Source organism: Pseudomonas sp. SIMBA_067 (assembly GCF_046534675.1).
In the GTDB taxonomy this organism is placed as follows: Bacteria; Pseudomonadota; Gammaproteobacteria; order Pseudomonadales; family Pseudomonadaceae; genus Aquipseudomonas; species Aquipseudomonas putida.
On record NZ_JAWRYH010000882.1, the window covers coordinates 1 to 254 of the forward strand.

Sequence of the window (254 nt, forward strand, 5' to 3'; positions counted from 1 at the left end):
CGATGCAGATGCCCAGTGGTCAATTGAAGGTAAGCCTGAGCATAGGGTGCACCCTGTTTGCCAAAGGTGAAACGCTGGATGACGCACTGGAGCGCGCCGATAAGGGGCTCTATACCGCCAAACAGAACGGGCGTGATCGGGTTGTTTCTGTAGCGCCGCCTTGTTGAGACGAGCACGGTCCGGGCTGTGTTGCGGTATGCTCGCCCTGCTTGCAACGACCCAGGCGTAATCACTTATTGGGCGTACTTCCTGGC

1 protein-coding gene is annotated in these 254 nt (G+C 57.9%); it reads left to right on the forward strand.

Annotated elements, in window-relative coordinates:
- Positions 1 to 8: 8 nt before the first annotated feature.
- Positions 9 to 167 (forward strand): GGDEF domain-containing protein, encoded by a 159-nt coding sequence (locus tag SB765_RS31750; RefSeq protein ID WP_410932773.1) that lies wholly within the window; start codon positions 9 to 11, stop codon positions 165 to 167.
- Positions 168 to 254: the final 87 nt, after the last annotated feature.

Bases quoted from the DNA above. Each gene is read 5' to 3' on its own strand.
- SB765_RS31750 (WP_410932773.1), top strand. From the start codon at position 9: ATGCCCAGTGGTCAATTGAAGGTAAGCCTGAGCATAGGGTGCACCCTG.